This window comes from Nostoc sp. JL23 (assembly GCF_017115065.1).
GTDB classification, from domain to species: Bacteria; Cyanobacteriota; Cyanobacteriia; order Cyanobacteriales; family Nostocaceae; genus Nostoc; species Nostoc punctiforme_A.
This window is the reverse complement of record NZ_JABXKN010000151.1, coordinates 1-20,220: the sequence shown is the minus strand read 5'-3', so window position 1 is coordinate 20,220 and position 20,220 is coordinate 1. Positions and strand designations below refer to the sequence as shown.

Genomic DNA, 20,220 nt, shown 5'->3' with positions numbered 1-20,220 from the left:
CATCCCCTTAACAATTATTGGAGAAGATAATGGGAATTCAATCATTAGATATATCGCCCGTCGGTAGAGTTGAAGGCGATTTAGATGTCCGAGTTGATATTGAACATGGAAGAGTAGTCAACGCCTGGACACACGCTGAATTATTTCGCGGATTTGAAGTTATCCTCCGCGGTAAAGACCCCCAAGCCGGATTAATTGTCACACCTCGCATTTGCGGCATTTGCGGCGGTTCTCACCTGACTTCTGCATCTTGGGCATTAGATACAGCTTGGGAAACAGAAGTTCCCCGCAATGCAATTTTGGCGAGAAATCTCGGTCAAATTGTCGAGACCATTCAAAGCATTCCCCGCTACTTTTATGGTTTGTTTGCCATTGATTTAACCAATAAAAAATACCGCCATAGTCGCTATTATGACGAAGCTGTGAGACGCTTTGCCGCCTTCACAGGCAAATCTTATGAACTCGGCATAACAATTTCCGCTAAACCCGTAGAAATTTATGCACTATTGGGCGGACAATGGCCCCATTCCAGCTACATGGTTCCCGGTGGCGTGATGTGCGCCCCCACTTTAACAGACATCACCCGCGCTTGGGCAATTCTCGAATACTTTCGCACCAATTGGTTAGAACCAGTGTGGTTGGGTTGTTCTTTAGAACGCTACGAACAAATCCAAACTTATGATGACTTTAGAGATTGGTTAGATGAAGACCGAAATCATCGAGATTCCGACTTAGGTTTTTATTGGCGCATGGGTTTAGACATCGGTTTAGATAGATATGGCGCTGGTGTTGGTAAATATGTCACTTGGGGATATTTAGCCCATGAAGATAAATACCAAAAGCCGACTATCGAAGGACGAAATGCGGCGATGATCATGAAAAGTGGAGTGTACGACAGCTTCACACACACTCACACCTTAATGGATCAGTCATTTACCCGCGAGAATACAACTCACTCTTGGTACGATGAAGGGACAGCAGATATTCACCCTAGCGATCGCACCACTAAACCTACTGCAATCAATACCAAAGACTTCGATAACGCCTACTCTTGGTCGAGTGCAGTTCTTCACAAAGACTTCGGACGCTTGGAAACTGGCCCCTTAGCGCGTCAATTAGTAGCTGGTGGTAAACATGGCGAATCTTGGCAACACTACGACGGCTTGATTCTAGATGTATTTAAGGAAATGGGTGGTGCTAGTATTCATGTGCGCCAGTTGGCACGAGTTCACGAACTTGTCAAGTTATATCGGCAAGCTGAACACTGTTTGCGCGAATTCAAATTAAACGACCCCTGGTATATCAAACCCACAGAAAAAGATGGCAAGGGTTGGGGTGCAACAGAAGCAGCACGCGGTTCTTTATCTCACTGGGTGGAAATAGAGGGCGGTAAGATTAAAAACTACCAAGTGATTGCCCCAGGTACTTGGAATATTGGCCCTCGTGATGGCGATGGAATCCGCGGCCCCATTGAAGAAGCGTTAATTGGCACACCCATTTACGATTCTAGCGATCCAGTGGAAGTTGGTCATGTGGCGCGATCGTTTGATTCATGTTTGGTGTGTACTGTTCACGCCCATGATGCGAAAACTGGTGAGGAGTTGGCGCGTTTTCGGACTGCTTAATTCTCAAAATTCTTCTGGCTTTCTATCACCGTTTCTTCAATCCATCAGTTCTTGTAGCTGTTCAAGACTCATTTAGTCGTCGTTAATGGCACTGCAAAACTTGAACAGCAGTCAACTTTAGATCAGCAAATACTAGCGAAGCGATCGCACTATCTCCTAGATACACCTTCTCCTCATAAAAACCCTCTACCCATTCCAGAACTGTCACTCGCTGTTGTATTGGATCAACAATCCAATACTCAGCAATACCCCGTGCGGCATACTCAGATCGCTTATAGCGATAATCACGACTACTCTGATTTGGACTCACCACTTCAACCACTAATAACGGCGGTGGCATCTCTGGCATTACCGTAGATCGTTTAGCCCCCTCCATTGCCGTCGCCAACTCCTCAGAAAACACCACTAAATCAGGAACGCGCACCCGTGAGCCAGTAGTTATAATTTCCGTTTTCATCGACAGCCGATAAGCAGGAATACCCAGTTGCACAAAGCAGACAAGGATAAACATGGCAATTCGTCGATTTATCTCACTTTCGGCCGTCATCAGAAGCAATTCTCCATCTTCAAACTCATACATTGCATCTGTACCATCGTCATAATTAAAGAACTCCTCAAGAGTCATATTCCCAGATGCAGCTTTATCTAATGTGATTGCCATAATCACCTTACCTTCTGGTAAAAACATCATTAGCTTACTATTATCACAATATCTCTAGGACTTACGCGCTTAATTTAATTATCAGGTGGGTTAGTCATAGGGTAAGGCATCGAAATTTTTGTAATTTATAGTTTCCTAAGCAGCTATTGTGAGTCTACTTACTCCATTCATACAACATAAGACATGTTATTTCGGCGATCGCATTTGCTACTTTGGTGATCGCATTTGCTACTTTGGTGATCGCATTTGTTACTTTGGCGATTACATTGGACAAGACTTACTTACAGCTTACTGGATTGGTCATCTACCTGAGCGTAGGCGTAGGCCGTCATAGACATTGCTCTTGCATTACTGTGCCAAAAAATTAAACTTAGTTTACAGTTTTAACATTTGATTTCTGGTTAAGTGTTAAACCTCATCGCCACTCCAGCATTTCTTCAATCGTCAAACCAATATCACTCGCAATCTGCCGTAGCAACCTTGGTGAAATGTCACGCCCTTTGTGGAATGGGACTGTTGTTCCTCGTCCATCTTCGTGTCGAAACTGTTTGTGTGAGCCTTTCTGACGCACCTCCACAAACCCAAGCTTCTCCAATATTCGTACAACTTCTTGGGGTTTCAGAATAGGAATATTACTCATGGTCTACTGAACCACAATCTGTTGTATACCTACAAACTCTGTCTCGAATACCAGATCCTCGTCCTCTAGAAGCATCTCAATAACTTCACGCAAATTTTCCTGCAATTCATCCAAGGTTTCACCTTGAGAATGCGCCCCAGGAAAGCCAGGGACATAGCCAACATAGAACTTAGTATCAGGATCTCTTTCAACGATCGCAGTAAAAGTTTTCATATCACAATCATCGACAACGGTCACTTACAGCTTACTGGATTGGACATCAATCTGAGCGTAGGCGTAGCCCGTCGTAGACATCGCTCTTAATTTAGTCAGACCTAATCTTCCTGTTTCAAGGCTTGCATGAGAATTTCACCTGCATCAAACGAATTGTACGGTGTAGGCAAATCATAGGTCTTAAATGGTTCGAGAGGTGAAATATCTTTGTTGGTATCCAATTCTTCCGCCAAAATGCGGATTAGCTTAATTTTTTCTGATACAGAGAGTTTCCTGACAGCAGGAAGTAGCTCAGTGAGTGTCATGTTTCGCGCTCCATTTCTCCAACTAGGGTTACTTATAGCTTGCTGGATTAACCATCTAACTAAGCGATTGCCCAAAAGATAAATTTGGGGAAAATGAGGGATAAATAACCTATTCCTAATGTCCTATTCCCAATGCCTTATATTCAAAACTCGTAGCGTACCACACTAAAACTTATAGAAACAGTGGGTTAGGCTTGCGTTAATGCATTTGCATAAAACAGCAATTTACACGGTAAGCTTGTGTCTGATTTAGCGCTACATAATTATCTCCCTCGCGTTCCCGATGCAGCATTGCAAGAATACATAGAATGGTGTGTTTTAGAGCAAGCTCAAGCCGCAGAATGTAACTTTACTCCTGATAGAAGTAAGTTAAATAATTTGCCACCAGAAGACTACGTTCCTAAACTTGTCGAGCAGTTCATGAAAGTTAAACCAGACCCAATTAAGGCCGGTTTGGTAGCTGCGATCGCTGGCAAAGAAGCTGACAAACACGCTTTATCCGGTTTAGCGATCGCTGCCGATTTTGTATCTCTTTATGTCAAGTATTTAATTCCTAAAGAGGGAAGTACTAAAGAACAGGCTGAAGAGATATTAACTCAAGCATCACAACATCAGTATGAAAAACTGACTGAAGTTGCCAAGAAACATGGTGTAGCTTTATAGTTTCTTACTGATAATTTATTCTCAGAGGCTTTGTCTGTCCCATCAGTCAGAGCCTCGTATTTTGCAGATTATGGCACAAACTCGAAATAATCACAATCAGCAGAAGCTTGATAATGAGTTGTTCTTAATCTTATACCTTTACTATGACCTTAAGCTTTAAAGTAAGTTTCACTGCATTTATAGATACAGTACGGCTTCTTATTTTATAATTTAAGAAACATATTATTAGTTTATAGTTAAATGGACAGAATCGTAGTTAACTCTCACATTCATTTCGGTAAACCCTGCATCGCAGGAACACGCATCACTGTGCAGAGTATTCTTGAACTACTTAATGACGGACTTTCATTTGAAGAAATTATCCGAGACTACTATCCAGACCTAAAAATCGAAGACATTCGTGCCTGCTTAGGATATGCGATCGCTCTAGTGGCAGCTGAAGACATTCGCCTAGTATCTATTTGAGCATGAGATTCTTACTGGATCAAGATGTATATGCTGTAACAGCAAGATTTCTAGTTGATAGCGGACATGATGTAGTTCTTGTTGCTCAGATTGGTCTTTCGCAAGCAAGTGATGAAGAAATACTTAGAACAGCACAGGAACAGAACCGTATTCTTATCACGCGAGATAGAGACTATGGAAATCTTGTTTTTGTGAGAGCAATGGGATCTGGAGTCATTTATCTCCGAATCCTACCTACAACTGTAAATAAAGTTCATAACGAGCTGGTACGAGTTATAGAAACTTACTCTGAAGTCGAATTAGTAGGGGCATTTGTAGTTGTACAACCAGATGGGCACAGGTTTAGAAAAGTATCTTTATAAAAGTTTAAAGTGCATTATTTTAATGATTGTAGATGTCGAAAGTGAGGTTAGAAATCTCATCCCATGCTAACTATTATCGGTTGCGGCAATCTCAATCGCAATGACGACGCAGTAGGTGTAATCATTGCCCAACGCTTACAAAAATATCTAGCTGAAAATCCTCATCCTCATGTGCGTGTTTATGACTGCGGCACCGCAGGGATGGAAGTAATGTTTCAAGCTAGAGGTAGTAAACAATTAGTAATTATTGATGCAAGTTCAACTGGTTCTGAACCGGGTGCTGTATTTAAAGTTCCAGGAAAAGAACTGGAAGCTTTACCAGAACCTAGTTATAACTTGCACGATTTTCGTTGGGATAATGCTTTAGCCGCCGGACGGAAAATCTTTCAAAATGACTTTCCCGAAGATGTCATAGTTTATTTAATTGAAGCGGCAAATCTTGGTTTGGGACTAGAGTTAAGTCCTGTTGTTAAACATTCTGCTGATTTGGTTTTTGAAGAGGTAGCTGCACTTATCAGCCAGAATATTAACTTTTAATTAACAATCCAAAATCGAATCACGCCCAATCCCGATAAACAGAAAGTTCATCTACCCTCATTTCAAAAGGTATACCTTGACTTTCTGGGGGACAAACACGGATTTTAGCACTGTTAACAATTCCATATAGCAATGTCCCCATTGGCACAATTTTTTGTAAAACACGCCAATTAATAACTTGATCGGGACATTCAATTACCAATGTCAGAGCATTGGCGTGGGTTGTGACATACCACCGACAATCAGACAGCAGATTTTGAATGGTGCGATCGCACGCATCATAAAAGTATCTGCTAATAGAATCCTCTAGCTGTTGCCGCAGTATAATATCCGCAGATGTCGGTTGCATCGGATGTGAGTCATCACCATTGAAGTAATACATCTTTCTAGCCATCTTTCTTCAGCTTCCTGCTTATATTCCAATCACCATTCCATAAAGTACATCTTTATTTGTTTCTAATAATTCTTGGGTTTCGTCATCATAATACGCACCAATTCCACTACACTGAATTCCCAAATAATTACTAGTTAAATAAAGTCTCTGTCCCAGAAAACCAGCTATTTGCATAGCAGTTTGATAATTTAAATAATCTGACACAAAAAATAAAGTTACAGCGCCATCTCTAGCAATAGCTTGATTAATACATAAGTAACCTGTCTTTTCACTAAAGTTACCCGCTTTAATCAGATACGTACCTTTATATAATCCAGGTGTCATTCCTTTTACTCGATGCACCACTGAGTAAATTTCTATTTCCTCATAGTTTTCTGTCGGTATTGACTGCTGAAGTTGTTGCACTACATATAAATAATCTTCTTGAGAAATAGCCTCTTTCCGGAAACGTCTAATAGAACGTCTATCCCAAACAGTTTGATAAAATTTATCCCGATCAAAATCAAATTGAGGATACTCTAATTTCTGCTGGCGACTCTTTTGTAGAGTAGTTGCTTGATAAGCATCTTCAATAAATTGATTCGATTCAAAATAATCAGTACCAGAGACAAAAGGAACTTTCAGCCTTAAGCGTCTGATTTTCTTGTCTTGTATTTCTCCTGACACCGCACAAGCAGTAATAAACTCTTTATTCTCAAATCCCAAATCTGAATTGAGAGCAAGTTTATCAAAGTCGAAAATTAGTTGTATATCTCGGTTGTAGAGATAAGCTGAAGCTGCGATCGCACCTAAATGGTGTCCGCTATCTAAGAAGCAATATCTCATGCTTCTGTTTTGATATTTCCAGCTAGACCTATAATAAACACAACTAATTAAAAAGATGAATCCGTTGATACTTTTACCCGGTATAATATAATTCTCTAACCCATCATCAATTAATTCATAGATGAGAGTTAGACAATTATTCTCAACTTCTAAATGGTATATACCATTTATCATTCCCTCAATACCGCGAACCTGTACGTAAACTTCTGTAGGATACAGAGCGCCTGCTGATGGATTCACCCGCAATTTATAAGGGCCATCTTTATATACTTTTTCTAGGGTTATCGCACTGGTTAACGAGATAAAAGAGTGAACAGGATTATTGAGATTTAATTTCACTCTCCGATAAAACTTGGGATAAACTTTAAATGAAGATGGCTGTGTTGAAGCATCTACATAATTTGGGTCAAGTTGTACCGATAAGTAAGAATGCTTGGTAGCGTCATGATAGGCTTTACCCGATATCTGACTTGATGGCATTTTTAATTATCCTTAAGACTTCTACATTACTAGCAAAATCTATCGCTTTATAATCGTCTAAGTTTTTTAAATATAAATTAGGATGATGTTGTAAAAGTGACTTGACAACTTCTGTCTTTCCGGCTGATGCTGCGTACATTAAAACAGTTGCACCGTTATCATTTTGGTTATTAATGTCAATGTTATGAGCCAACAGTAAATTAATTAAATCGTAGTGATTACCAAAACAAGCAAACCACAAAGCATTGTTGCGATCGCTATTTCGAGCATTAATATCCGCACCAGCTTCAATTAGTTCTTTGACGACTGTATAAACTCCTTCTCTTGTCGCTTTCATTAAAGCTGTATCGCCATTTTCACCCGGCTGATTTAAATCACCAGAATTATAGCCTTTTGCTATTAGCCATTGGGTTGTTACTTCACTCAATTTTTGACTGTTGTTTTGATTCATCAGTATTCCTTAGTTAACTTAATTTCTGACAATTTACTAATATAAATTTGTTTAGCAAACAGAATGGTGAGCATTACTCACCATTTTTGAAAAATGTTATCCAAATTCTTTTAACCTACATATATGCTATCAACTTCATAAGTTTAAATTATGAATCATTTATAAAGATAGCCAGATATTTGTCTTAAAAGAGCTTGTAAAAGTATGGAAAAGCAATAATTCTTACAGTTTTATTTCATAATATAGACTAACAGCAGATATGTCATAAAGGTGAATTTAAATACCCAACTTCTTAAAGAAGTCAGGTATTTAAGCAGTAAGTATGTATATTTTCAACTTGACTGACAATGATAAGAATATAAAATATTATCTACATCTTCGATAGTAAGACTTTGGTTATCAGCTAAAGTTTTCAATCTATGGGTAATATCTTTAAGCTGGGATAAATTAAAGGAAAGTCCTAATTCATTAGCTCGGTGATTAACCGCTTGTTTCCCAGCCAATTTATGATTGATTAAAATTGAGCGCGTTACACCAAAACTCCGGGGATTAATAGCTTCATAAGTCTCCGAATTATTAAGCATAGCTTTAGTATGAATGCCAGCTTTATGACTAAAAGCACTTTCCCCAAAAATACAGTGGTTAAAAGGAATAGAAACTCCAACTTTTCTCGCAACTAATTCATGCAAGTAACCAAGTTCTTCCAAGCGATATTTAGACTTAATCTGCTCTGGATTTGTAGAATACAACCTAGCGATGAATGCAGCTAGTGAGGTAATACCATTGCGTTCACCAATACCCAGAACACAAGTATCAATATGAGTTGCTCCTGCTTCCAGTGCTGTATAACTGTTAGCATTTGCACATTCTGTATCATTATGACCGTGAAACTCAATATCTAAATTAGTGAACTGGCGCAAAGTCTTCACTAATTCAAATATTTGCATTGGCGTAATAATTCCTACTGTATCGGCAATTCCTATGCGTTTGACAACTCCTAACTTTTCAATCTCCGAATAAATTGTAATTAAATCTTCTATGGAAGTGCGTGACGAATCCTCAGCCGAAAACCGTAACTCAATATCGGGGGCTTGTTGATGAATAAAAGTTAAAACTTCAGATGCTAAATCAATAATTTGATTAATATTTTTACCATGACTGAACTGACGCATCAAAGAAGAACTACCAATAGTTAAATTAATCCCAGCGACGCCTGTCGCTAAAGCGACTTTAGCATCTTCTAAGTGACAGCGAATGTGAGTTAATATTTTGGATGGCAAGCCTAACCTAGCTAATCGTTCACAGTCTTGTCTAGACTGAGGTGAAGCAATTGGTGACGTTAACTCTATATATTCCACTCCAAATGCAGCAAGGGCTTCAGCAATTTCGACTTTATCATCTGAAGAAAAATTGGCTTTGACGAATTGTTCACCTTCACGGAGAGTACTTTCTACAATTGCAAATTCAGATAGCGACATTGAGCAATCCTTGTGCTACTTCTTACTAAGAATATTTACTTATTAGTTTTTATATTAGCAGATTTGCATAATCGAGAAATAATTGCTTTGGCTGATTCTTGGGGACTATCTATAGTATCAATTATAAGAGAGCGATCGCTTGTATCCATCGCTTCTAAAACCTGTTTCGTAGGAACCGAATCATAGTTCTGACTCTCTTCGACAAATATTTTTAGTTTCTCCCGCAATTCTACACCTGTAACAACTTGTTTTTTTACAAGTTCTAAGATTTCTTGTTCTTCTTTAGCAGTAAAATAAGCAGAAGCCTCTGGTACGCCCAAGCTAGCAAAGTTTGTCAGTGCTTCTGGGAGAGTTTGCCTATTATCATCTAACTCTTGACTAGCAATCCAATCAAAAGAATCATGACGTTTCAAAAGTCTCTCTAAACGCACTGTATTTGGTGCAGTCAACATTACAAATTTAGCATTTTTTAAAGCTCTAGCTGCATAGCGAACCTCATTTTCACCACGCAAACTATCGAAAACTAACATAGAGTTGACTTCTTGTGGATTAAGGTGTAGCGAAGCTAAAATATGACCCATTCCACCAGGAAAGTATTCTCGATAAAGGCGAGTATAAGTTAGGCGTTTAATCCGACAATGAGGTTGCACGAGTTTCTCTTGTATTTTTAACATTGGCGCAATTATTATGCGTTCGGTTAAAATACGACGATTAGGTAAAAGTGTGAAATCCAAGCCTTCTTCAACCAACGCTTTTGTGATTGTGCTTTTTCCCACGCCAGTCATACCTACTATAATTAGCAAGGGAAAACTTGTTATTGGCAACCAGTCTTTAGGAACAGGAAATCCTACACCTACAACGGGACTTAATTGTTCAAAAAATAGATTTGGCCTTGTTGTATTAACTCGATCGTACACAATATGAACCTCTTTTATTTTAGTTATTATAAATACGTAAATACGTTATAACCTCAGTATTTACACATAAGTGAATAGCTTATTAAATATTAAATTGATGATAATATCCATCAATAGTTAGTTGTCTTATATTGTTTTATATTACTTTTTGCAGAAAATGACCGCCCCACCCATTTTTGTAATGCTCTTAAAGCAGATGTAACACTGTTAAGTAAATGAGGATTATTTCACAATTATTAAGATATCTTAAAAAAAGGTGTTTTTAAAATCAAAAGTTGCTAACTTACTAAAGTATAAATAGTTCAAATTAGCGAAGTAAAAACATGGAAATTAGCGCTCGTAATTCTCTTAAAGGTACTGTCAAAAAAGTTGTACATGGTTCAGTTAATACTGAAATAACTTTAGAACTAGCGCCAGGAGTAGAGCTAGTGTCAATCATCACAAAATCATCAGCAGAAAAGCTATCACTTGCAGAAGGTAAGCAGGCTTATGCTGTGATTAAATCATCAGATGTGATAGTTGCTATTGATTAAAAAATAGAGTTGGCTTCTTTTGCAAGCCACTCTATTGTTCATATTAAATTGCAATTATAGAATTTAGTGACTAACTCCTATAAGTAGTTATAAAAAGAGTGCAGTAGCTTAATGCAGCGTAATTAGAGCAATCATATTAGATTTTTACAAATTGAAAATCATAGATACCCGACTTATTTAAAAATTCGGATATTTTATTTTTCAGAAATAATTAGGTAAGGCTATACATCAAGGTTAATTAATGGAACTATCAGTAATGCGAACATAAATAGTTCGGGCGCTTTCTAAGTCTAGGAAAAAATCTATGTTTTCAATATTGATAATTATAGAGGGAACGCGTTGTTTTAAAGTGATATGAGTTCCTGTTACTATTCCCATTGATATAAGCTTTTCCAAAATGATTTTATCCTGGCTTTTACAGAAAACTACGATTCCTCGCTCTCCCGTTCTCAATAATTCTAATGAACAGCCAGTAACACTAAAATTTGTAAACATTTTAATTATAAATTAGAAATTGTGAAAGGAAGAAGGAAGTATATTTTCATCCTTCATCCTTCATTTTTTCTTTGGTTACTTAAGGCAGCAACCAAAGTCTAGTTTAGACTAGATATGCTTCTTGATGTGTCTTAATTGTGCAATTAGAACGAGGATAAGTTACACAAAGTAGAGCATATCCTTTAGAAACCTGATCATCATCCAGGAAGTTTTGATCTTCTTGATTAACTTCACCTTCAACAACCTTACCTACACAGCTAGAGCAAGATCCTGCATGACATGAAAAGGGCAACTCAATCCCATTTTCTTCTGCTGCTTCTAAGATGGTGGTATCTTCTTCAACTTCAATTGTGGTATCGAGGTCTTCTTTTTTGTTGATTAATCTAACTTGGTAGGAAGCCATTTTCCGATTCTCCTCAAACGTTATACAGTTGGTGTAATTTCTGAAGTTTTTGAGCAACCTATCCTACTTTTTGCTTCCCTTCTTCTTGCAGAGATGCTAAGTTTAGTCAGCTTCTCTATAGGGTTAAGGGATGCAAAGCGAACTAGAAGCTACCTCAAGAGCATTGAAACTCTGCGGAGTGTGTCTATGGGAAATCTCTACAATTGACTTAGCACTAACGAAATGATGTTAGCTTTAGCTACAAGGTACACCAGTAGGCGTACCGTCGTCTGTTTTAAAGGACTTTCCACAACCGCAGGTATCAGTTGCATTGGGGTTGATAAATTTAAAACCGCTTTCCATCACACCTTCAACGAAGTCAACGATAACTCCGTCTAATAACGGCGCACTTTTGGCATCAACGTAAACCAGTACTTTGCCTTGCTGACTTACTAAATCATCTGGTTGGGGTTTGCTGGTGATATCGATCGCATATTCATAGCCACTGCAACCACCATCTTTTACCGAGATGCGGACACCTTTAGTTGCGCCATTAGCATCGGGTGCGGAACCTTTGAGGAATGCCCGCAGATGAAATTCTGCTTTTTCTGATAAAATAACAGCCATTAAGTCTCCTGATTTGTAGCGATTAGTTGTTCTGATTTCAGGTGGGGTTGTCATTTGTCCTTTGTCATTTGTCAGTTGTTTTTTGTTATTCACTAATGACCAATGACTAATGACCAATGACAAAATTAAGTATTTTGTGCAATACCTGTGGGTTCCATCGAATTGGATTGCGCGTGTCTCCAAGGCGCACTATTGCCGCATACTGGACAAGAGCGATCGCGGTGAGAACGGCGTTTAGCAAATTCCATCCGATTCAAGTCAATTGTCAGCAATTGCGACAATAGAGGCTGACTAAACCCGGTGATCAGCTTGATCGCTTCCAACGCCGTTAGACAAGCTAGTGTCCCAGAAACAGCGCCTATAACTGAAAAGCCGCGCTGATCCCAATCAGGCTTTTCTGGAAACAGACAGGATAAACAAGGAGTCACACCAGGAATAATCGTCGTCAGGTAAGCCTCCATCCCATTCATTGCGGCTTCCACCATTGGCTTACGCGATCGCACACAGGCTTCATTTAACAAATTGCGCTCTGTAAAGTTGTGGGCGCAATCAAGAGCCATATCAGCCGACTGCACTAACGAATCTACATTTTCCGGGGTGATGTAATCATGAACAGCTTCCACTTGGACATCAGGATTAATCGCATCCAGAGTTTCTTTAGCTTTGAATACCCTTGGCTTACCTACCCAATCATCAGTCATGAGAACCTGACGATTCATATCATCTTGCCGCAAATCACCACCCCGGACTAAGATTAGCCGCCCAACGCCTGCTACTGCTAAGTAAAGCGCCGCCGTACCGCCTAATCCCCCCACACCTGTAACCAAAACTGTTGCTGACTTCAGGCGTTTCTGTGCTGTTTCGCCAAAATTTGGAAGCATCATTTGGCGACGATAGCGTTCTAATTCGGTAGGCGTCAGGTTAACCAATTTATACCTCCTAATCAGAAGTGATTTCTGTCAGTGTGACTACATTTTTCGGCTTGTCGTTAAACACTTTGAACAGCTTTTGTTCGTAAGCTGTCGATTCGGTAAATAACTGATAAGCTTTTTGCAAAGCCAAAGAATATTGATTTAATTTCTCTTCTTGACTCAAGTCAGGAGAATTATCATCAATTTCCTGCATATGTTGAGAAAACTTTTTCAGAATATGTAGACGATGCACATTCACAACTTCTAAGTCGTAGGACATATTAAAGAATTGAAAAAATTCTTCTGCATCTACGAGCTTCTTGAATTCATCAATAGTTCCAGTCATTTAGCATTCTCCAATTGTTTCAGATGTTGCTTAAGTTCATCTAACTGGCGATAGATTTCATAAGTTGCAGCGGCAACATCCATAAGTTGTGTATAATCTGTTGGCAGACCTTCAGCTAAATCATGCAGATCCATTTTCATTTGACCTGCTTTGCTGTTGAGGCGTCTGATTTGTCCCTGTAGTTCCTCAATTGTCATTTGTCCTTCGTCCTTCGTCCTTCACCTTTTGTCATTAGTCATGTGTCTTTTACTAATGACCAATGACCAATGACTAATGACTAATTAAATTTTGCCAACTTCAGGAAAGCGTTTCGCCAAATCAAGACCTTTTTTGACGTAGTTTTCTCCCTCTTCTGCTAATTTCTCTAGCGAGTCAAAGCCAAAGCGATGAGCATCTCGCAAGGTTTTCACAGCTAGCAAAAGACGACCAGAAAAAACTAGCGCCCAGCCAAATCCTTCATGACTCAAATCAACTACAACCTGGGATATCAAACCTGTTTCTTGTTCAATCCCAGCCGCTACAGCCCGAAAAAATGCCATAATCCGGGCTTGAGTCACCGCATCAACTTCGCCCTCAACGGAGATTTCCCGTTTCTTTTGTTTGGTGACAATAAAGGGTTTGAGAATCAACTCATCCGACCAAGTACGATAAACTCCATAGCTGTCTTGACCACGGATTTGTTTGATTAATACCTTAAGAAAAGGCGAGTTCAAGACTTCAGTTGTAGCGGTTCCGTTAACACTATTATTTGCGGTCATACTGTTGCTTCGTCTTCAATTTCATCAGCAAAGTTTGTGGTTTTTGGCTGCAAAGCTTTACGCAACCAAGGTGGAGGATTACCTTTGAGGGTTTTTACTAGCTTATTTAGCACTTCACTAATTTCTTCTTCTTCCGATCGCGCCTTCACTGGGGTGACACCTTTCTTGATTAACCGAGCGGCGGCGCTACCACCAATTGCTGTTACGTAAACAATCGTACAGTCGCCTATTGCTTCAAGTTTTGGGTTGATTTTATCTTCATTACCATCTTCCTTGAGTTCACCTTCAAAATTGAGGGTTTCTACGAAGTGATATCCCTCATCGGTAATTTCGTAAACATCAATCATTTTTGCCCATCCGAAGTGAGCATTAATATGAACTCGGTCACTCGTCGTGAAGGCTATTTTCATTGTAATTCTCCTCTCTAAAGTTTTGAATTTTGAATTGGGAAGAAGGAATTCAGGAGTCAGGAGGAGGTAGTGCGGTCTTGGGGTCTCCCCAAGTAGAGCAACTACCGTTCAGAATTCAGGAGTAAGAACTAAATCTGCATATTTAGTGGTTTTCCCTACGGAAACGCCAAAGGGAAACCATCAGTGGCAGGTTTTACTCTTTCTGAAAAGCATTCTGAATTCTGAATTCTGACTTCTGAATTCTTGAAGAAGAATTCAAAACTCAGCGCTCACAATTCCGAACTCTTGGAACTGTTTAACTCTCGCTTCTTCTGCCTCTAAAAACAGGTTGCCTATGCCAAACAAAAGTTCCATCGTGCCTCGATAGCCAACTTTGGTAAATTGACCATTACCTAAACGGTCATAAATGGGCAATCCTAGACGATAAAGAGGAATCGAGAGGCGTTTTGCGATCGCACCCACATTCGAGTTACCAATCAGCAAATCTGAACCACCCGCTAGACTCTCAAAGTCTTCTAAGTCGCCGATGGTAATGCTTTTAACTGGGAGTTTTTCTAAGAGGTGCGATCGCGTGGTTGTCACCGCCGCATGAATTTGCGCCCCCATCGATTGCAGGAAATGCACTGTTGACCACAACAAATCTGGTTCCAGTGCTAAGGAAACTCGTTTTGCACCGAAGTAAAAGTGGGTGTCCAGCATCGCATCTTGCAACTGACGACGTTGGCGGCGGTATTTTTCGGGTACGCTATTACCGCTCAGAATCGCCAATGCTTGGATAAACTCATCTACTGGTTCTAATCCTGTCAGTTCGCCAAACACCTCATAAGGTGTGCCAAAGCGTTCTTCCAGAATCTTGGCAGCCCCCCGCATACTTTCACCCAATGCCAGGGTAAAGGCAGAACTACCTACTTCTCGTAGCTGTTTTAAGGTAGTTCCACTGACTGTAACCGCACTATAATTATCCTCTAAATGTCCATCTAGAGAAGCGCCAAGGTCAGGTACAAAGATCGGCACTAATCCAAAGGACGTGACTATCTCTTTGATTTCCTGTACATCCCCAGGTGTGAAAGCAGAACCCGCCAAAACGGTGACTTGTTCAGTTCTGAGTCCACCCGCGCGAGGAATTTCCTTAACTATGCTTTCCACAGCAACGGCAAAACCATCTTGCAACGCACCTTTAAAATCTGGGGTAGGTGCAAAAACGATCGCTAAATCATTCAATTCGGGATGGCGATCGCGGATTTCCTTAAGAAATCCTTCAATGTCATCGCCTCTAGTTTCCGTTAACCCAGTACTACATAAACCAATAATTTCTGGGTTAGCTTTTTCTACCAGAGTCAGAATTGCTTGCTCCACATTCTCTTCACCACCCAAAATAGTTGTGACTTCCGTCATCGCTGTGGTAGCTAAAGGAATCGCTTCCCGGAAATGCCGCACAAGGACAACTTTAGCAAAAGCAGTACAACCTTGAGAACCGTGGAATAAGGGCATTGTCCCTTTCAATCCCAAAAAGGCTAAGGTTGCGCCCAAAGCTTGACTTTGCTTGAGGGGATTGACTGTCAGTGATTTATTGGAAACAGTAACGATCGCCATTAAACTACCTCCTCACTTGGAAGCTCTTTACTCTGCGTTCTCTGCGCCTCTGCGGTTGAAAAATGATTTTTTTGAACCACAGAGTACGCAGAGTACACAGAGAGAAAAAGATGAGAATTTGGTGTTGTCACCAAGGAATCTAGGAATGTTGCGATCGCCATTAAACTTCCTCCTCTTCTTCCCAAGGAGCGGGTTTGCGTATTTGTTCCCAAATCGGGCTATACAGAGCTTCGTACAGTTCCCGCGCCATCTCAATCATTCCCACATAACCTGCATAAGGATGGTGGCGTTCTTGGTTGATGTCAAGGAAAGGAATTCGAGCTTTCAAAGCCGTGTATTGGTTACGTCCACCAGCAATCAGCATATCTGCGCGAGTGTCTTTAACCAGTTGTAGCAATTCTTGAGCGTTGCCTTTCTCTAGCATGATGCCATCATTGCCAATCAACTTCTTGATTTTGGCTTTATCTTCTTCAGTACTTTTCCGAGTACTGGTAGCAACAACTTCAATGCCTAAGTCTCTAGCAGCCGAGATAATCGACCAACTCTTAACACCACCTGTATACAAAACAACCCGCTTACCTTTGAGTCGAGCGCGATAGGGAGCCAATGCCAAATCTAAAGCAGCCGTTTCTTCTGCAATGAGCTTTTCTGTCCGCTCCTGTAAATCAGGATCGCCTAATTTAGCGGCGATGTTTCGCAGACAGCGATTCATATCATCGATGCCGTAGAAAGACTCTTCAATGTAAGGGATGTTGTAACGCTCCTCCATCTTTCTCGCCATATTCAGCAACGCTCGTGAGCAGATCATGACGTTGAGCTTGGCACGGTGGGCGTAGCGAATTTCATCGTAGCGAGCATCGCCCGTAATTTTAGACAAAATACGGATGCCTAACTTTTCTAACAGTGGTGTTACTCCCCACATTTCACCGGCGATGTTGTATTCACCGATTAAGTTAATATCATAAGGCGTTGTATGTTCCGGTTCTGCTGTTCCGACAACATATTCTAATAAAGCTTCACCGCCAAAACGGTTGCCGAGATTTTTACTGCCAATGAATCCTGGAGCAATGACGGGAACAACAGGAATACCAATTTTCTCAGCCGCCGCTTTGCAGACAGCATCCATATCATCGCCAATTAAGGCTGTAACGCAAGTGGCGTAAACAAATACTGCTGCTGGTTGGTAGCGCTCTTTGAGTTCCAGAATCGCTTTGTAGAGTTTCTTTTCGCCACCGAAGATGACATCATTTTCACCCAAGTCAGTCGTAAAGCCCATTTTGTAGAGTTGCGGGCCAGACGACAGACTACCACGACTGCCCCAGGAATTACCAGCACAGGCGATCGGCCCGTGGACTAGATGCGCTGCATCTGCGATCGGCACTAAAGAAATCATTGCACCATCAAAAGCGCAGCCCCCTTGAGCCGCGCCAGGTTGTGCCTGTTGAGCGCAAGACTTGTTTTTCTTCTCGGATTGTTTGTGCTGATTATGTTCGCATCCTGTCTCAGTCAGCAGCTCGTTGATTTTGCCTTGGGTGCTTTTCATCTCTCTTCTCTTAATTGTTAATTGTCCTTTGTCATTTGTCATTTGAATTGACTATTGTAGAGACGCGTAGACGCTCGAAGAGCGGCTTCTCGCAGAGTATAATCGCGTCTCTACCAATGACTAATGACCAATGCCCCATGCCCAATGACCAATGCCCAATAATTAGCAAATGTATCTTGTGACATCCTCTCCACATACATCAGCGAGGTAAGATAGAGCGCGGAAACGCAATCCTACAAATTCGTCATATAAAGGATTGAGTTTACATAGTGGTGGAATATCAATAGACTTCCCAAATAATTTAATTTGTCGCTCAAAGGGACAACAACAAGGAATTGTTTGGCAAATTAGATGAGCGAAGCGATTATTTTTAATCTGAATTCCATCCACTACACGGCGCAACGGATTAAGAAGATTGTGGAACCACCCTCGTTTTTTCTGGTTAGGTGGATGGTAATTAGGATGAGGATGAGTGTGAGTGTGTTCGTGAGTGTGATTGATGGTTTCCATTTATCAATTCCTTGGGTAAATGCTATCAAGAAAAAGGGGAGTTGGGGATGGGAATTTGGGATTGGGCATGGGGCATTGGGCATGGGGCATTGGGTGTTTTCCCAGTCCCTAATCTCCAGTCCCTAATCTCCAGTCCCTATTCCCTACTCCCCTTCTTTACCCTTTAATTAACACGTTGTGTTTCTACGCAATTTCTAACGAATCAAGTCGTAGGAAATATCTGTCTTAGAAGGAATGTTGGTGTTGCGATCGATTTCTTCAAACAGGGTGTTTACAGTCCAGTTGAGGAGGTTGATTATACCTTGATAACCAATGGTGGCGTAGCGGTGTAAGTGGTGGCGATCCATGATGGGGTAGCCGATTCTCACGAGGGGAATCTTGGTGTCGCGCCACAGGTACTTACCGTAGGTGTTACCAACTAAGAAGTCTACTGGTTCGGTGAACAACAATGAACGCATGTGCCACAAGTCTTTACCAGGCCAAACAGTTGCATGTTGACCAAAGGGGCTAGAAGCAAGCAATTCTTTGATTTCTGCTTCAAATACTTCGTTGCTGTTGTGAACCAAGACATGCACAGGTTCAGCACCCATTTCTAGCATAAAGCCAACTACGCTGTATACTAAATCTGGTTCGCCGTAGATAGCGAAGCGCTTGCCGTGAATCCATGAGTGAGAGTCAGTCATGGCATCAACTGCACGACCGCGTTCGATTTCCAATTCTTGAGGAATGGGGATACCACTCAATTCGCTGAGTTTCATCAAGAACTCATCAGTACCCTTAATGCCCCAAGGACGGGAAACTGAGGTTGGTTGCTTCCACTCTTTTTCAATATACTCGCGGGTTTTGAGGGTAGAGTGTGCTTGCAGAGCGATCGTAGCTTTCGCATTGATTGAATCTTCTGCATCTTCTAGCTTTGTACCACCTGGGTACATATCGAACTCACCTGTGTTGGGTGAATCGAGGTAGTCGCTGTTGTCGGCTAGAATTGTGTAGTCAAAGCCGAACAAAGAAGCAATCCGCTTGATTTCGCGGTTGTTGCCTACGTAGGTGTCAAAACCTGGGATGAAGTTGATTTTACCATTGCTGGTTTCTTTCTTATGACCTGCGGTCAAGTTAGAAAGAATTCCCTTCATCATGTTGTCGTAACCAGTGATGTGGGAACCGACAAAGCTAGGGGTGTGAGCGTAAGGTACTGGGAAATCTTGAGGAACTGAACCAGCTTCCTTGGCGTTGTTGATGAAAGACTGCAAGTCATCACCAATTACTTCTGCCATACAGGTGGTGCAGACAGCGATCATCTTGGGCTTGTAGAGTTGGTAAGAGTTCGCCAAGCCGTCAATCATGTTTTGCAGACCACCAAACACGGCTGCATCTTCAGTCATTGAAGAAGATACACCAGAGAATGGCTCTTTGTAGTGACGGGTTAAGTGGGTGCGGAAATAAGCAACGCAACCTTGAGAACCTTGAACGAAAGGTAGAGTACCTTCAAAACCAACAGCAGCAAAAATTGCTCCTAGTGGTTGACAACCTTTAGCAGGGTTAACGGTTAAAGCTTCACGAGCGAAGTTCTTTTCACGATAATCCCAACCCTTTGTCCACTCTGCAACCCGTGTTACTTCTTCGGGTTCGTGACCATTTTCAAACTGCTTTTTGTTTTCAAATAGCTGTTGGTACTCAGGCTGGTGGAATAACTCAACGTGATCTTGAATTTTTTCTGGATTCTGAGGCATTTCTGGATCTCCAAGCTTACTGAATTCTTTTACTGATTGAGAAATAAGGATTTGAGGCGGGGATGGGAGATGGAAATATGATTCAAAATTCAAAATGCAAAAATCAAAAGAAATTTTTAATTTTTCAGTTTTGAATTTTGGATTCCCAACTCCCCCCTGGGGTTTTAGCCCCAGGTTATCCTTACTTATCGCTCTCTCCCATTTCCCTAGACGGCAGCCTTAGCCTTAGCTTCAGCCTTCTTAGCCTGAGCTTTTTCATTCCAAGGAGCGCCAATTAATGACCAGGTTGGGCTATTGAGTGCCAAGTCCATATCACGAGCGAAGATGGCGAAGCCGTCATAACCGTGATAAGGGCCGGAGTAATCC

27 protein-coding genes are annotated in these 20,220 nt (G+C 40.9%); 6 read left to right on the top strand and 21 right to left on the bottom strand.

Features of this window, described 5'->3' with window-relative positions; translation table 11 throughout:
* Nucleotides 1-29: 29 nt before the first annotated feature.
* Nucleotides 30-1,625, top strand: a complete 1,596-nt coding sequence (locus tag HWQ42_RS32520) for a nickel-dependent hydrogenase large subunit (protein WP_292819473.1) — start codon at nt 30-32, stop codon at nt 1,623-1,625.
* Nucleotides 1,626-1,707: 82 nt separating this feature from the next.
* Here the strand turns inward: HWQ42_RS32520 and HWQ42_RS32515 are convergent, their stop codons facing one another.
* The 4 genes from HWQ42_RS32515 to HWQ42_RS32500 all read right to left on the bottom strand — a co-directional run bounded on the left by HWQ42_RS32515 (nt 1,708) and on the right by HWQ42_RS32500 (nt 3,444).
* A complete protein-coding gene (locus tag HWQ42_RS32515; RefSeq protein ID WP_292819540.1) occupies nt 1,708-2,250 on the bottom strand; it encodes a Uma2 family endonuclease in 543 nt (180 codons plus the stop codon).
* Nucleotides 2,251-2,701: 451 nt separating this feature from the next.
* Nucleotides 2,702-2,926: a type II toxin-antitoxin system HicA family toxin gene (locus HWQ42_RS32510; RefSeq protein ID WP_292819470.1), complete on the bottom strand. Its 225-nt coding sequence runs from the start codon at nt 2,924-2,926 to the stop codon at nt 2,702-2,704.
* A 3-nt stretch (nt 2,927-2,929) separates the two neighbouring features.
* Nucleotides 2,930-3,139: a type II toxin-antitoxin system HicB family antitoxin gene (locus HWQ42_RS32505; protein WP_190730943.1), complete on the bottom strand. Its 210-nt coding sequence runs from the start codon at nt 3,137-3,139 to the stop codon at nt 2,930-2,932.
* Nucleotides 3,140-3,240: 101 nt separating this feature from the next.
* Nucleotides 3,241-3,444 carry a hypothetical protein gene (locus HWQ42_RS32500; protein WP_292819467.1) on the bottom strand — a complete coding sequence of 68 codons (204 nt, stop codon included), beginning with the start codon at nt 3,442-3,444 and terminating at the stop codon, nt 3,241-3,243.
* 240 nt (nt 3,445-3,684) lie between these two features.
* Between HWQ42_RS32500 and HWQ42_RS32495 the strand changes: the two genes are divergently transcribed.
* The 4 genes from HWQ42_RS32495 (at nt 3,685) to HWQ42_RS32480 (ending at nt 5,471) form a co-directional block, all read left to right on the top strand.
* Entirely contained in the window at nt 3,685-4,107 is a 423-nt protein-coding gene (locus tag HWQ42_RS32495) for a hypothetical protein (RefSeq protein ID WP_292819464.1), read from the top strand.
* Between the two features lie 240 nt (nt 4,108-4,347).
* Nucleotides 4,348-4,572 carry a DUF433 domain-containing protein gene (locus HWQ42_RS32490; protein WP_292739778.1) on the top strand — a complete coding sequence of 75 codons (225 nt, stop codon included), beginning with the start codon at nt 4,348-4,350 and terminating at the stop codon, nt 4,570-4,572.
* A gap of 2 nt (nt 4,573-4,574) precedes the next feature.
* Complete coding sequence (locus tag HWQ42_RS32485) at nt 4,575-4,934, top strand: DUF5615 family PIN-like protein (protein WP_292819461.1); 360 nt, start codon at nt 4,575-4,577, stop codon at nt 4,932-4,934.
* 63 nt (nt 4,935-4,997) lie between these two features.
* Nucleotides 4,998-5,471, top strand: coding sequence for a hydrogenase maturation protease (locus tag HWQ42_RS32480; RefSeq protein WP_292819458.1), 474 nt, complete (start codon nt 4,998-5,000; stop codon nt 5,469-5,471).
* 19 nt (nt 5,472-5,490) lie between these two features.
* On the opposite strand, the gene HWQ42_RS32475 is transcribed toward HWQ42_RS32480, so the two are convergent.
* The 5 genes from HWQ42_RS32475 to HWQ42_RS32455 form a co-directional block, all read right to left on the bottom strand.
* On the bottom strand, nt 5,491-5,865 hold the full coding sequence (locus tag HWQ42_RS32475; RefSeq protein WP_292819455.1) for a hypothetical protein: 375 nt from the start codon (nt 5,863-5,865) through the stop codon (nt 5,491-5,493).
* An 18-nt stretch (nt 5,866-5,883) separates the two neighbouring features.
* A complete protein-coding gene (locus HWQ42_RS32470; protein ID WP_292819452.1) occupies nt 5,884-7,170 on the bottom strand; it encodes a nitroreductase family protein in 1,287 nt (428 codons plus the stop codon).
* Nucleotides 7,145-7,621: an ankyrin repeat domain-containing protein gene (locus HWQ42_RS32465; RefSeq protein ID WP_292819449.1), complete on the bottom strand. Its 477-nt coding sequence runs from the start codon at nt 7,619-7,621 to the stop codon at nt 7,145-7,147. Before HWQ42_RS32465 ends, HWQ42_RS32470 begins: the two co-directional genes overlap by 26 nt.
* A 332-nt stretch (nt 7,622-7,953) precedes the next feature.
* Nucleotides 7,954-9,099: a homocitrate synthase gene (gene lysS, locus HWQ42_RS32460; RefSeq protein WP_292819446.1), complete on the bottom strand. Its 1,146-nt coding sequence runs from the start codon at nt 9,097-9,099 to the stop codon at nt 7,954-7,956.
* Between the two features lie 35 nt (nt 9,100-9,134).
* Nucleotides 9,135-10,016 carry an AAA family ATPase gene (locus HWQ42_RS32455; protein ID WP_292819443.1) on the bottom strand — a complete coding sequence of 294 codons (882 nt, stop codon included), beginning with the start codon at nt 10,014-10,016 and terminating at the stop codon, nt 9,135-9,137.
* A 323-nt stretch (nt 10,017-10,339) separates the two neighbouring features.
* Here HWQ42_RS32455 and HWQ42_RS32450 point away from each other — a divergent pair, with 323 nt between their 5' ends.
* Nucleotides 10,340-10,549, top strand: coding sequence for a molybdopterin-binding protein (locus HWQ42_RS32450; RefSeq protein WP_292739764.1), 210 nt, complete (start codon nt 10,340-10,342; stop codon nt 10,547-10,549).
* Between the two features lie 234 nt (nt 10,550-10,783).
* On the opposite strand, the gene HWQ42_RS32445 is transcribed toward HWQ42_RS32450, so the two are convergent.
* The 12 genes from HWQ42_RS32445 to nifK form a co-directional block, all read right to left on the bottom strand.
* On the bottom strand, nt 10,784-11,044 hold the full coding sequence (locus HWQ42_RS32445) for a FeoA family protein (RefSeq protein ID WP_292819440.1): 261 nt from the start codon (nt 11,042-11,044) through the stop codon (nt 10,784-10,786).
* Between the two features lie 103 nt (nt 11,045-11,147).
* Nucleotides 11,148-11,447 carry a 2Fe-2S iron-sulfur cluster-binding protein gene (locus tag HWQ42_RS32440; RefSeq protein WP_185580871.1) on the bottom strand — a complete coding sequence of 100 codons (300 nt, stop codon included), beginning with the start codon at nt 11,445-11,447 and terminating at the stop codon, nt 11,148-11,150.
* Between the two features lie 234 nt (nt 11,448-11,681).
* Nucleotides 11,682-12,053: an iron-sulfur cluster assembly accessory protein gene (locus HWQ42_RS32435; RefSeq protein ID WP_094327427.1), complete on the bottom strand. Its 372-nt coding sequence runs from the start codon at nt 12,051-12,053 to the stop codon at nt 11,682-11,684.
* A 125-nt stretch (nt 12,054-12,178) separates the two neighbouring features.
* Nucleotides 12,179-12,982, bottom strand: coding sequence for a HesA/MoeB/ThiF family protein (locus tag HWQ42_RS32430; RefSeq protein ID WP_292819436.1), 804 nt, complete (start codon nt 12,980-12,982; stop codon nt 12,179-12,181).
* Nucleotides 12,983-12,992: 10 nt separating this feature from the next.
* Nucleotides 12,993-13,310 (bottom strand): nitrogenase-stabilizing/protective protein NifW, encoded by a 318-nt coding sequence (nifW, locus tag HWQ42_RS32425; protein ID WP_193947837.1) that lies wholly within the window; start codon nt 13,308-13,310, stop codon nt 12,993-12,995.
* A complete protein-coding gene (locus HWQ42_RS32420; protein WP_185580868.1) occupies nt 13,307-13,507 on the bottom strand; it encodes a CCE_0567 family metalloprotein in 201 nt (66 codons plus the stop codon). Before HWQ42_RS32420 ends, nifW begins: the two co-directional genes overlap by 4 nt.
* 84 nt (nt 13,508-13,591) lie before the next feature.
* Nucleotides 13,592-14,068: a NifX-associated nitrogen fixation protein gene (locus HWQ42_RS32415; protein ID WP_118163723.1), complete on the bottom strand. Its 477-nt coding sequence runs from the start codon at nt 14,066-14,068 to the stop codon at nt 13,592-13,594.
* The gene (gene nifX / locus HWQ42_RS32410; RefSeq protein WP_292819426.1) at nt 14,065-14,478 is read right to left on the bottom strand and encodes a nitrogen fixation protein NifX; all 414 of its coding nucleotides are present in this window, start codon (nt 14,476-14,478) and stop codon (nt 14,065-14,067) included. Before nifX ends, HWQ42_RS32415 begins: the two co-directional genes overlap by 4 nt.
* 255 nt (nt 14,479-14,733) lie before the next feature.
* The gene (nifN, locus tag HWQ42_RS32405; RefSeq protein WP_292819423.1) at nt 14,734-16,071 is read right to left on the bottom strand and encodes a nitrogenase iron-molybdenum cofactor biosynthesis protein NifN; all 1,338 of its coding nucleotides are present in this window, start codon (nt 16,069-16,071) and stop codon (nt 14,734-14,736) included.
* Nucleotides 16,072-16,231: 160 nt separating this feature from the next.
* Nucleotides 16,232-17,614 (bottom strand): nitrogenase iron-molybdenum cofactor biosynthesis protein NifE, encoded by a 1,383-nt coding sequence (gene nifE, locus HWQ42_RS32400; protein WP_292819421.1) that lies wholly within the window; start codon nt 17,612-17,614, stop codon nt 16,232-16,234.
* Between the two features lie 162 nt (nt 17,615-17,776).
* Nucleotides 17,777-18,124 carry a Mo-dependent nitrogenase C-terminal domain-containing protein gene (locus HWQ42_RS32395; protein WP_292819418.1) on the bottom strand — a complete coding sequence of 116 codons (348 nt, stop codon included), beginning with the start codon at nt 18,122-18,124 and terminating at the stop codon, nt 17,777-17,779.
* A gap of 194 nt (nt 18,125-18,318) precedes the next feature.
* Entirely contained in the window at nt 18,319-19,854 is a 1,536-nt protein-coding gene (gene nifK / locus HWQ42_RS32390; protein WP_292819415.1) for a nitrogenase molybdenum-iron protein subunit beta, read from the bottom strand.
* Nucleotides 19,855-20,220: the final 366 nt, after the last annotated feature.

Bases quoted from the DNA above. Each gene is read 5' to 3' on its own strand.
- HWQ42_RS32520 (WP_292819473.1), top strand. From the start codon at position 30: ATGGGAATTCAATCATTAGATATATCGCCCGTCGGTAGAGTTGAAGGC.
- HWQ42_RS32515 (WP_292819540.1), bottom strand. From the start codon at position 2,250: ATGACTCTTGAGGAGTTCTTTAATTATGACGATGGTACAGATGCAATG.
- HWQ42_RS32510 (WP_292819470.1), bottom strand. From the start codon at position 2,926: ATGAGTAATATTCCTATTCTGAAACCCCAAGAAGTTGTACGAATATTG.
- HWQ42_RS32505 (WP_190730943.1), bottom strand. From the start codon at position 3,139: ATGAAAACTTTTACTGCGATCGTTGAAAGAGATCCTGATACTAAGTTC.
- HWQ42_RS32500 (WP_292819467.1), bottom strand. From the start codon at position 3,444: ATGACACTCACTGAGCTACTTCCTGCTGTCAGGAAACTCTCTGTATCA.
- HWQ42_RS32490 (WP_292739778.1), top strand. From the start codon at position 4,348: ATGGACAGAATCGTAGTTAACTCTCACATTCATTTCGGTAAACCCTGC.
- HWQ42_RS32485 (WP_292819461.1), top strand. From the start codon at position 4,575: ATGAGATTCTTACTGGATCAAGATGTATATGCTGTAACAGCAAGATTT.
- HWQ42_RS32480 (WP_292819458.1), top strand. From the start codon at position 4,998: ATGCTAACTATTATCGGTTGCGGCAATCTCAATCGCAATGACGACGCA.
- HWQ42_RS32475 (WP_292819455.1), bottom strand. From the start codon at position 5,865: ATGGCTAGAAAGATGTATTACTTCAATGGTGATGACTCACATCCGATG.
- HWQ42_RS32470 (WP_292819452.1), bottom strand. From the start codon at position 7,170: ATGCCATCAAGTCAGATATCGGGTAAAGCCTATCATGACGCTACCAAG.
- HWQ42_RS32465 (WP_292819449.1), bottom strand. From the start codon at position 7,621: ATGAATCAAAACAACAGTCAAAAATTGAGTGAAGTAACAACCCAATGG.
- lysS (WP_292819446.1), bottom strand. From the start codon at position 9,099: ATGTCGCTATCTGAATTTGCAATTGTAGAAAGTACTCTCCGTGAAGGT.
- HWQ42_RS32450 (WP_292739764.1), top strand. From the start codon at position 10,340: ATGGAAATTAGCGCTCGTAATTCTCTTAAAGGTACTGTCAAAAAAGTT.
- HWQ42_RS32445 (WP_292819440.1), bottom strand. From the start codon at position 11,044: ATGTTTACAAATTTTAGTGTTACTGGCTGTTCATTAGAATTATTGAGA.
- HWQ42_RS32440 (WP_185580871.1), bottom strand. From the start codon at position 11,447: ATGGCTTCCTACCAAGTTAGATTAATCAACAAAAAAGAAGACCTCGAT.
- HWQ42_RS32435 (WP_094327427.1), bottom strand. From the start codon at position 12,053: ATGGCTGTTATTTTATCAGAAAAAGCAGAATTTCATCTGCGGGCATTC.
- nifW (WP_193947837.1), bottom strand. From the start codon at position 13,310: ATGACTGGAACTATTGATGAATTCAAGAAGCTCGTAGATGCAGAAGAA.
- HWQ42_RS32420 (WP_185580868.1), bottom strand. From the start codon at position 13,507: ATGACAATTGAGGAACTACAGGGACAAATCAGACGCCTCAACAGCAAA.
- HWQ42_RS32415 (WP_118163723.1), bottom strand. From the start codon at position 14,068: ATGACCGCAAATAATAGTGTTAACGGAACCGCTACAACTGAAGTCTTG.
- nifX (WP_292819426.1), bottom strand. From the start codon at position 14,478: ATGAAAATAGCCTTCACGACGAGTGACCGAGTTCATATTAATGCTCAC.
- nifN (WP_292819423.1), bottom strand. From the start codon at position 16,071: ATGGCGATCGTTACTGTTTCCAATAAATCACTGACAGTCAATCCCCTC.
- nifE (WP_292819421.1), bottom strand. From the start codon at position 17,614: ATGAAAAGCACCCAAGGCAAAATCAACGAGCTGCTGACTGAGACAGGA.
- HWQ42_RS32395 (WP_292819418.1), bottom strand. From the start codon at position 18,124: ATGGAAACCATCAATCACACTCACGAACACACTCACACTCATCCTCAT.
- nifK (WP_292819415.1), bottom strand. From the start codon at position 19,854: ATGCCTCAGAATCCAGAAAAAATTCAAGATCACGTTGAGTTATTCCAC.